The sequence below is a fragment of the Allobosea sp. 2KB_26 genome (assembly GCF_052115715.1).
GTDB lineage: Bacteria > Pseudomonadota > Alphaproteobacteria > Rhizobiales > Beijerinckiaceae > Allobosea.
Map to the genome: position 1 here is coordinate 1 of NZ_JBFRHE010000042.1, position 8,824 is coordinate 8,824.

The 8,824-nt window shown below is 65.0% G+C and carries 5 protein-coding genes and 4 pseudogenes; 3 read left to right on the forward strand and 6 right to left on the reverse strand.

Annotation, left to right across the window (positions count from 1 at the left end):
• Window positions 1-256 (forward strand): aldehyde dehydrogenase family protein (locus AB4099_RS34820; RefSeq protein WP_441481452.1); only part of this gene is annotated, 256 nt, incomplete at its 5' end.
• 461 nt (window positions 257-717) lie between these two features.
• On the opposite strand, the gene AB4099_RS34825 is transcribed toward AB4099_RS34820, so the two are convergent.
• The gene (locus AB4099_RS34825; protein WP_441481455.1) at window positions 718-1,101 is read right to left on the reverse strand and encodes a transposase; all 384 of its coding nucleotides are present in this window, start codon (window positions 1,099-1,101) and stop codon (window positions 718-720) included.
• Window positions 1,102-1,348: 247 nt separating this feature from the next.
• Here AB4099_RS34825 and AB4099_RS34830 point away from each other — a divergent pair, with 247 nt between their 5' ends.
• On the forward strand, window positions 1,349-2,518 hold the full coding sequence (locus tag AB4099_RS34830) for an IS110 family RNA-guided transposase (protein WP_441481456.1): 1,170 nt from the start codon (window positions 1,349-1,351) through the stop codon (window positions 2,516-2,518).
• A gap of 799 nt (window positions 2,519-3,317) precedes the next feature.
• Here AB4099_RS34830 and AB4099_RS34835 read toward each other — a convergent pair.
• Window positions 3,318-4,350: pseudogene (locus AB4099_RS34835) on the reverse strand (IS91 family transposase); the annotation flags it as partial.
• Window positions 4,351-4,418: 68 nt separating this feature from the next.
• Here AB4099_RS34835 and AB4099_RS34840 point away from each other — a divergent pair.
• Window positions 4,419-5,582 carry an IS110 family RNA-guided transposase gene (locus AB4099_RS34840; protein WP_441481453.1) on the forward strand — a complete coding sequence of 388 codons (1,164 nt, stop codon included), beginning with the start codon at window positions 4,419-4,421 and terminating at the stop codon, window positions 5,580-5,582.
• A gap of 325 nt (window positions 5,583-5,907) precedes the next feature.
• Here AB4099_RS34840 and AB4099_RS34845 read toward each other — a convergent pair.
• The 4 genes and pseudogenes from AB4099_RS34845 to AB4099_RS34860 all read right to left on the reverse strand — a co-directional run.
• A pseudogene (locus AB4099_RS34845) lies at window positions 5,908-6,096 on the reverse strand (transposase zinc-binding domain-containing protein); the annotation flags it as partial.
• A 15-nt stretch (window positions 6,097-6,111) separates the two neighbouring features.
• Window positions 6,112-6,975 (reverse strand): tyrosine-type recombinase/integrase, encoded by an 864-nt coding sequence (locus tag AB4099_RS34850; protein ID WP_441481454.1) that lies wholly within the window; start codon window positions 6,973-6,975, stop codon window positions 6,112-6,114.
• A gap of 782 nt (window positions 6,976-7,757) precedes the next feature.
• A pseudogene (locus tag AB4099_RS34855) lies at window positions 7,758-8,057 on the reverse strand (DDE-type integrase/transposase/recombinase); the annotation flags it as partial.
• Between the two features lie 470 nt (window positions 8,058-8,527).
• Window positions 8,528-8,824 (reverse strand): annotated as a pseudogene (locus AB4099_RS34860) (FMN-binding glutamate synthase family protein); the annotation flags it as partial.

Genomic DNA, 8,824 nt, shown 5'->3' on the forward strand with positions numbered 1-8,824 from the left:
CGAGGTCGTGGCCATGGCCAATGACACGCCCTTCGGGCTCGCCGCCTATTTCTACACCCGGGATCTCGGTCGCGCCTTCCGCGTCGCCGAGGAGCTCGAATACGGCATGGTCGGCATCAACTCCGCCATCCTCGGCACCGAGGTCGCGCTCTTCGGCGGGGTCAAGGAATCCGGCCTCGGCCGCGAGGGCTCCCTCCACGGCATGGATGAGTTCGTCGAGATCAAGTACATACTCCTCGGCGGTCTCAGTGCCTGAGTTAAGGAGCTCCAGTAGTGCAACTGGTAGGGACCGCCATCAGCTTTCACCGCCGGACATGACGGTTTGAGCGCCACCCGCCACGTTTCGTGGTCCGAGCTGGTCAAGACGGCCGCAAACGGAATTCTGAAGTGAGCACATTGTCTCAGAAAGGAGGCTACTCGCTAGCTGGCGAATGGCCACTTCCTGCTTTGGAGTAAACTTCCGCTTCTCTAATCGAGCATGAGGGTCAAGCTCTGGTTTGGTCCGAGCCGGCTTTATCGTTCACGCGGGTCACGCTTCTCTTCGCCATCTGATGGCTCTTCACGAGCGGAGCTGCTGCACGAATACATGGGATCAAGGGGATGGAGAGCCTTTCTTTTGGACGCGCTTGAGGGCGGAGTAGAAGTTTTCGGCTTCATCCATCCCATCGTCCGCGTGGGACGATCCGGCGAGGATCGGTTGAACGGAAGGGGTTCAGGTCATGCCGCAGTCTCCGATCCCAGCCGGAAGTCAGAGCCATCGACCCACATGCGATGCAGGACGACGGCGATCTTTCGGGCGACGGCGACGATGGCGCGCCGGCGGCCCTTGGCCTTCATCAGACGAACGCCCCAGGCCTTGAGACTGGACCAGGTGATTGAGCGCATCAGCATGGCATTGGCGGCCGCATAGAGCGTGGCGCGCACGTCGGCGTCGCCGGCATGGGAGATGCGGCCCGGGTTGTCCGTCTCGCCGGACTGGAAGCGCCTCCGGGTTAAGCCGATGTGGGCTCCGACGGTGCGTGAGCTCTTGAAGCAGGCTGGGTCGTCCACGGCGGCCTTGAAACTGAGGGCAGTGATCTCGCCCACACCAGGGATCCCCATGAAGCGCGTGCAGACCGCGTCCTCTCGAGCCTTGCGCTTCACGCGCCGGTCAAGCTCGACGGCAAGATGTCGGCCGGCGAGGGACTCAATGGGTCGGTCGTTTCTGGGCGTGGCGACGCCCGCCGCTTCACGATTGCGTCCGCTTTCCCGGAGGCGCCTAATGTCCGGAAGTGTGAAGATGCTATGGGGCGGGCGGCGAGGGCATGGCACCTTCGGCGCTGTTCAACGGCCACCGAAGGAGCGCCCCATGTCGCAAACTTTTGACGCGAGCAGATCCCTCACCGCCCTCGAGCAGGATAGCACGATCGTCGCCGTGATCGAGATGAGCCAAGCGAAGTGGCTCGTTGCCGCGGTGGTTCCCGGCCTCCAACGCCAGCCTTTGAAGACGCTCGATGCCGACGCGGAGGCAGTGTTGAAGCGGTTGCGGCGGTGGCGCGACGAAGCCGGCCAGGCCGGACGCCAGATCAAGCGCATCGCCCTCGCCTATGAGGCCGGGCGCGACGGCTTCTGGCTGGCGCGCTGGCTGCGGGCGCGCGGTATCGAGGCCTACGTCATCCATCCTTCAAGCATCGCAGTGTCGCGCGAACACCGGCGCGCGAAGACCGATCGCCTCGACACGGAACTGCTGATGCGCGTCTTTCTCGGTTGGCTGCGCGGGGAGAAGCGCCATTGCAGCATGGCGGCGATCCCGACAGTCGAGGAGGAGGACGCAAGGCGGCCGAACCGCGAGCGCGGGAACCTGGTCACGGAGCAGACGCGGATCGTGAACCAGATAAAGGCCATCCTCGCTCGCTTCGGCATCCGCAGCTTTCGGCCGACCCCGGGTAAGGCCGAGGAAAGGCTCGAAGGTCTGCGCACGGCGGAAGGGATGCCGCTGCCGGAGAACACCCGCGCGGAGCTGCGCCGCCACGTGGTGCGGCTACGCGTCGGGCGCGAGCAGGTCCGCGCGATCGAGGAGGAACGCCGGAACAGGCTCGCGGCAACCCCTGCCGGCGCGCAAGGCCCGCACGCGATGATACAGCTCATTGCACGGGTCCTCGGCGTGGGCGTGGAGACGGCGGACATGCTGGTCAACGAGATCCTCTTGCGCCACCTGCGTGATAGCAAGGCTGTCGCCCGTTACGCTGGCCTCACCGGTTCACCGAACGAGAGCGGCAGACGCCGGCGCGAACGGGGACTTGCGCGTGCCGGCAACGCTCGCGTCCGGTGTGGCATGATTCAGTTGGCGTGGCGTTTTCTCAGGTTCCAAAAGGACAGTGTCCTGGTCCGATGGTTTCAGGCGCGAACCGCCGACGGACGCGGCAGCACGCGCAAGACAATGATCGTGGCGCTGGCGCGCAAGCTGCTCATCGCCCTGTGGCGCCTCGTCAGGACGGGAGAGGTGCCGCAGGGCGTCGTCTTACGTCCGGCGTCATGAGCGACCAAACGGAGAGAGGGACAACCATCTTGGCAGCCCATGCCAGGGTCTGCCGATGACGATCCGAGGTGGCGGTGACCCGCCGCTAAACCCATGGCTTCCAAGCCGCTGTGAAGAATGGGCCCGCCGTCTCGGAGCTTCGCCGCTGATGCGTATGACTGCATCATGGTTCCGATCCGCACGGATCGACCGAATACAAGGTTGTGGCGCGATCAGCGCCGCCGATGGCGAGCTCCCCTCGGAACTGTCTTCTGTTTGCCGCTCTGCAGAAAAGCTCCCGCCCGACCAACGCAGCCTGCCGCCGTGCTCGTGACGGTCAAGGGCAAGTTGCTTCGCCACGGCCTGCGGCCGCCCTTGACCGTCACTGCGCGCGGGGCGGCTAGGCCGAAGTCAGGTCGGGACGAGGAGATGGTCCCATCTGGGCCGAACAAGGAGATGGGAATGATCGAAGATCAAGCTTGACACATATGGCCCCATACAAGGGTTTCGGATGCCGGCCCCTGCGAGCGGGTTCGGACGGGCTGAGGGCCGGCGTTCGAAAGCCTCCAGGGGAGGAAGCCGCGGCCCGGGGCCGTGGGCTATGGGGATTTCGCCGCGCGGCCTGGATTGAGGGCTTGCGCGCGGGAGCCGGCTGGCATGGGAAGCGCCGGTCGGGGCGCGGGTGAGCCGGGTTTTTTCTGGGCGCAGGGTCGATCCGGGACGGACGCGAGCTCTGTCTGCGCCGTCGGGCCGCGCAGGGTCGCCCGCTCTCTGCCCGAGACCGGCCCTGTTCTGTCCAGATGGAGCCCTCGAGCCGTCGTCATGATGTGTCGATCCTGACGGCGAGGATGGTGCGCGGGGCAGAACCCGGAGCGAAGCGCTCGACGAGGATCATGCGGCCGCCGCAGCATGGGCACGGCGGAGGGTCTTCACCGCGGGGATCGTTCTGCTCGGCGCGAGCCTCTGCATTGTCGGCTTCAACGGGGCTGATCGGCGCCTGCGCCGCGATGATCTGCCGGACGTGGGCGATCGTGGGGGCCCGCCGGCTGGATGCGAGCAGGCCGTAGTGGCGGATGCGGTGGAAGCCGTCGGGCAGGACATGGAGCAGGAAGCGGCGGATGAACTCGTGCGCCGCCAGCGTCATGGTCCTGATCCAGGCCTTGCCGGACGAGCGGGCGCGATAGTCCTTCCAGCGGAAGCTGACGCGATGGGCGTCCATGGCGACGAGGCGGCTGTTGGCGATGGCGACGCGGTGGGTGTAGCGGGCGAGATAGGCCAGGACGGCATCGGGACCGCCAAAGGGACGCTTGGCGTAGACGACCCAATCGGCCCGGCGCTGCGGCGCCAGCATCGCGGTGAAGGCATCCGCCTCGGCGAACGCGAGGAGATCGCCATGGAAGGCGAGCCGCCCGGCGGTATGCAGGGCGACGAGACCTTCGAGGACGAGCCTGCGGAACAGGCGCGAGAGCACGCGCACGGGCAGGAAGAAGCCGGGTTTGCAGGCGATCCAGCGCGCGCCGTCCGGCGACAGGCCGCCACCGGGCGCGATGATGTGGAGATGGGGATTGATGGTGGGTCATCGCCGATCCCCAGGTGTGCAGCACTGAGGTGAAGCCGATGCGGGCGCCGAGATGTCTCGGGTCGGCGGCGATGGTGGTCAGGGTCTCGGCCGCGGCCTTGAACAGCAGGCCGTAAACGGCGGCCTTGTTCTGGAAGGCGATGGCCGCGATCGGCGCCGGCAGGGTGAAGACAAGGTGGTAGTAGGGCACGGGCAGCAGATCGGCCTGGCGCTGCGCGAGCCAGTCCTTCGCCGCGGCGCCCTGGCAGCGCGGGCAGTGCCGGTTGCGGCAGAAGCTATGGGGAGAGCGGCGAAGGCGTGAAATGGTGCCACCGTCGTTGCCAGAAACGAATGGATGTTCCCATGACCCCAATAAGTGATCTGAGCCGTTCCCTTGCTCCTTTTGATCAAAATACCACTCTGACAGCGGTCATTGAGCTGAGCGAGGCCAGCTGGCTCGTGGCTGGCTTGATTCCTGGTGTTGAGCGCGAACCCCTGAAGAAGCAGGAGCCCGATCCGATCGCACTCCTGCGGCTGCTGGAGCGTTGGCGGGTAGAGGCTGTGCGGGCAGGCAGGACGATTGGACAGATTACCGTCGCCTTTGAGGCGGGACGCGACGGGTTTTGGCTGGCGCGATGGCTGCAGGCTCGCGACATCGAGGTGCACGTTGTTCATTCGACCAGCGTCGCCGTGTCACGCGAGCATCGCCGAGCGAAGACCGATCGGCTGGACACGGCAATGCTCATGCGTGTGTTCCTGGGATGGCTACGCGGCGAGCGCGGGCACTGCCGGATGGTAGCGATCCCAACCCTCGAGCAAGAGGATGCCAAGCGTCCTAGCCGCGAACGGGAAAGCCTGGTCGGTGAGCGCACACGGATCGTCAACCGGATGAAGGCGGCCCTAGCCCGGCTCGGCATCCGCGGATTCAAGCCGACATTGCGAAAGGCGCCGCAACGGCTCGACGCTTTACGCACGCCGGAGGGCGTGCCGATCCCACCGAACACGCGCGACGAGATCCGACGCGACATGGTCCGGCTCGCGGTGGTGCGAGAACAAATCGATGTGATCGAACAGGCCCGCCTCGTGCGCCTGGAACAAGCACCGGCAGCGGGGCCACACGCCATGGTGCGCCTGTTGGCCCGCGTCGTCGGCGTCGGCCTGGAAACGGCGGACATGTTGGTTCAGGAGGTCTTGTCTCGAAACCTTCGAGACCGACGGGCCGTGGCCCGTTACGTTGGCCTTACGGGCTCGCCCGACGAGAGTGGCAAGCGACGACGGGAGAAGGGATTGGCCAAAGCGGGCAATGCCCGCGTGCGCCGCGGCTTGATCCAACTCGCGTGGCGGTTGTTGAGATTCCAGAAGGAAAGCGCGCTTGCGCAATGGTACCGGGCGCGGACCGATGGCCCGAAGGGCGCGCGTAAAACAACAATGATCGTGGCACTTGCTCGCAAACTGCTCATTGCACTGTGGCGCATGGTCACCATCGGTGAAGTCCCAGCGGGCGTCGTGTTGCGACAAACGCCCTAAACACACGGCTTGGTCCTCGCGTGACAGGTCGACTGTCGCGCCGAACCAGGTGTAGCGATTCGAGGTGGCGGTGACCCGAACAACTCCATGGCTCCAATGCCGTCGGCAGAATGGGCCCGCCGCCTCGGAGCCTTGCTGCCGAAGCCATTGACTGCTTCATGGTCCGGACCCGTTGCGGATCCAACCGAATACAAGGTCGCGGCGCAATGCTTTGCGCCTGATGGCAGGCTCCCCTCGAATTGTTCGCAGTACGCCCGGTCGAGGCCCAGACAGTCTGGAGGTTAGAAAGGCATGCGGAAAGCTTGACAGAAAAATCCCCATACAAGGAGTTGTAGGCGATCGTCGCGTGATCGCAGTCGCCGCAGCGCATGACATGGCCGCCCAGCGCCGCCGTACGGCAGGCCCGGATCGCACCGATGACCTTGAGCTGGCCGCGGCTGAGGCGCTGGCGTGCGCGGAAGGACACGCCATGCCGGTGCAGGATATCCGCGACCTCCAATGGGGGCCGCGCCATGATCGGCGCGGACCGTTACGGCGGTGGCGGCGGTGCCAGCAGGGCGAGCGGGCTCTCGACCTTGCGGAGCGTCTTGAGCGCGACGCGTGTGTAGATGGCGGTGGTGTCGAGCTTCCTGTGGCCGAGCAGGACCTGGATCACGCGGATATCGGTCTTCCGTTCCAGCAGATGCGTCGCGAAGCTGTGCCGCAGCGTGTGCATCGAGACCCGCTTGTCGAGTCTCGCCGCCTCGGCCGCGGCATGGCAGGCCCGGTTGAGCTGTCGCGTCGTGATCGGCTGGCCCGGCTGCTGGCCGGGGAAGAGCCAGCCGCGCGGCCGCTTCATCCGCCACCATTGCCGCAGCAGATCGAGCAGGTCGGGCGCCAGCATGACATAGCGGTCCTTGCGGCCCTTGCCCTGCTCGACCCGGATCAGCATGCGGGCGCTGTCGATGTCGGCGACCTTGAGGTGGGCGATCTCGGAGGCGCGCAGGCCGCAGCCATAGGCGATGCTGAGCGCCGCCTGGTCCTTCAGGCTCCGCGCATGCGCCAGCAGCAGCGCGACCTCTTCGGTCCCCAGCACCACCGGCAGGCGCTCCGGCGTCGGGATCCGCGCCATGCGGTCACCGAAGCCGGCCCGGCCGCGCGTGATGTGGAAGAAGAAGCGCAGCGCGGTGCAGGCCAGGTTCATTCGGGCGTAGCTTGCCCCCAGCGAGGCCAGGTGCAGCTGGTAGCGCCGCAGATCCTCCGGCTCGGCCCGATCCGGCGGCAGGCCGAGGAAGGCCGTGAACGCGCGGACCTGCCGGACATAGTCGCGCTGCGTGTGCTCGCCGAACTGGCGGATCGTCATGTCCTCGATCATCCGCTGGCGCAGCGGGCTGACGGTGACGGGATCGGTCATGGAGGCCTCCAAGGATCAGGGAAACGACCCCGAAATCCTCGGATGCAGCGCCTCACATGCGAAATCTCAGCGATGCACGCGACGAAGCGCCCTGCCGCGAGAGCGGCTTAGTCCAATGGCGCAACTCAACCGGACGAGGGGTTTTTCCCGCATCGCTTTCCGGCTGCGGACGGCGATCAATTTCCAATGATCCTGATAGATCGGGAATAGCCGAGGCATATACCCGCAACGTCCGCTCCCGGATGGTGACGATATTGCGCTTTTCAGTGCCCCAATATCTCGCTAATGCCCCCTCCAGGCAATCAAAAGCGAGTCCGATCTTGTATCAAGTTAAAGCCACTGTTCGAAACTCGAAGGTCACCAACCCCGCCGTGTCTGCGACTGATGCGCTCCGCTTGCTTCGCAAGATGCAGACACAGCCCGGTGTGACTTCGTGCGCCGTGTTTCAGAAGGGTGTATTGGTAGGCCAATCGGAACTTGAAAGCGCGATCCGCCAAGAGCGTCATTTCAGCGCTTAGTTCCACGGCCGATACCGCAATGCCGGTCCGCTGAGACGCGCTAGTTTCCCGTCAACGGCGCCGCGGAGCCTTCTAACTCATATCGGTGCGGGAGTGACCGTCCACCTAATGCGGATGCGGTTGAGGCAGTTCTTGACTCATCCGGAACTCGCTGGCGCCATCGTGCATGGGCTTCTGCGGGGGGCCTGATCTCATGGGGCGTTGCCACGTTAACTTCCGGCGGGCGCCAAGAGGCGCATTTGGCCGGGTGAGAGGCTTAGGCGGTGACGCGGCCACGGCTTTCCAGTGCGCCAGCGCGTTGATGCGGTGCAGATGGGTGGCCAGGGATGAGCGACGGGACCGGGGTGGAACGAAGAGATTGCGGACTGCGGAGAAGACGGTGACGAAGCGTTGCAGGCTCCCCGGATATCGAAAGCCCTGCATCGCCCGCTCGCGCTTTCGGAGTGGCACGTGTGAGTTCTCGGCGCTGTTGTCGAGGCCCTTGTGCGCGCGATGGTCGACCGCCGGCATGATCTGGCGGCGAGCGGCAGTGTAGGAGCTGAGTTTGGCGGTGATCATGCGCTGATCGCCGGTGGGAACCGATCACGCCGAAGTTAACGTGACTATGCCTGTGCAAGAGACCCGTTGGACAGGTCGAAAGGCGCGGCCGGTTTCCCGAGTCGAACGATCTGGCTCCTGCTTGCTGTGGTCGCGGGCGCGATCTCCTTGCTCTCCATCTTGATGCAGCGGCAAGCTGATCAGTACCGCGAATAGCGGCGGGAAATGTCTCCTCCAATGTCGAAGGTTCAGATTCGCAAAAGCTCGTGCCCCGCGCTCCACAACACAAGGCGTGATTCAAGGGGAAGCGGAAATACAGCTCCCCGCATGCGATATGATCCCGGCGGGGAAATGGAGCGCTTGTAACTAACGGGCGGGAGCATCGCGCCCGTTAGATACCACGCCCTGAACGGGTAGACACGCCACACTGAATGATCGGCGTGGTTTGCAACCGGTGTGCTGGATGCCCTGGTCGCACAAGCGGCACGTCGTGGCGATTATGCGACGCCCACCATCGCCCTCGCGGTCCGACGCGTTTGGAACGGACCATGTGGAATCTCCGGCGGAGCAAAACTGTCGGAACTGGCGCGATCCCAGCGGCTGTACCAATCGGCGAGCTCCGGAAATTCGTTTCCGCCCAGCAGAAATCCCTCCGGCAGATAGGGGAAGGCCTCGTTGCCATCGAGGAACTCGTTGTCCTTCTGTCTGAACATGAAGTGATAGGGCATGAAGTCGCTGGGATGGCTGAGGCCCGCCGCACCCGCGATTTCGCCGAGCGCGTGCATGGTGTTGCG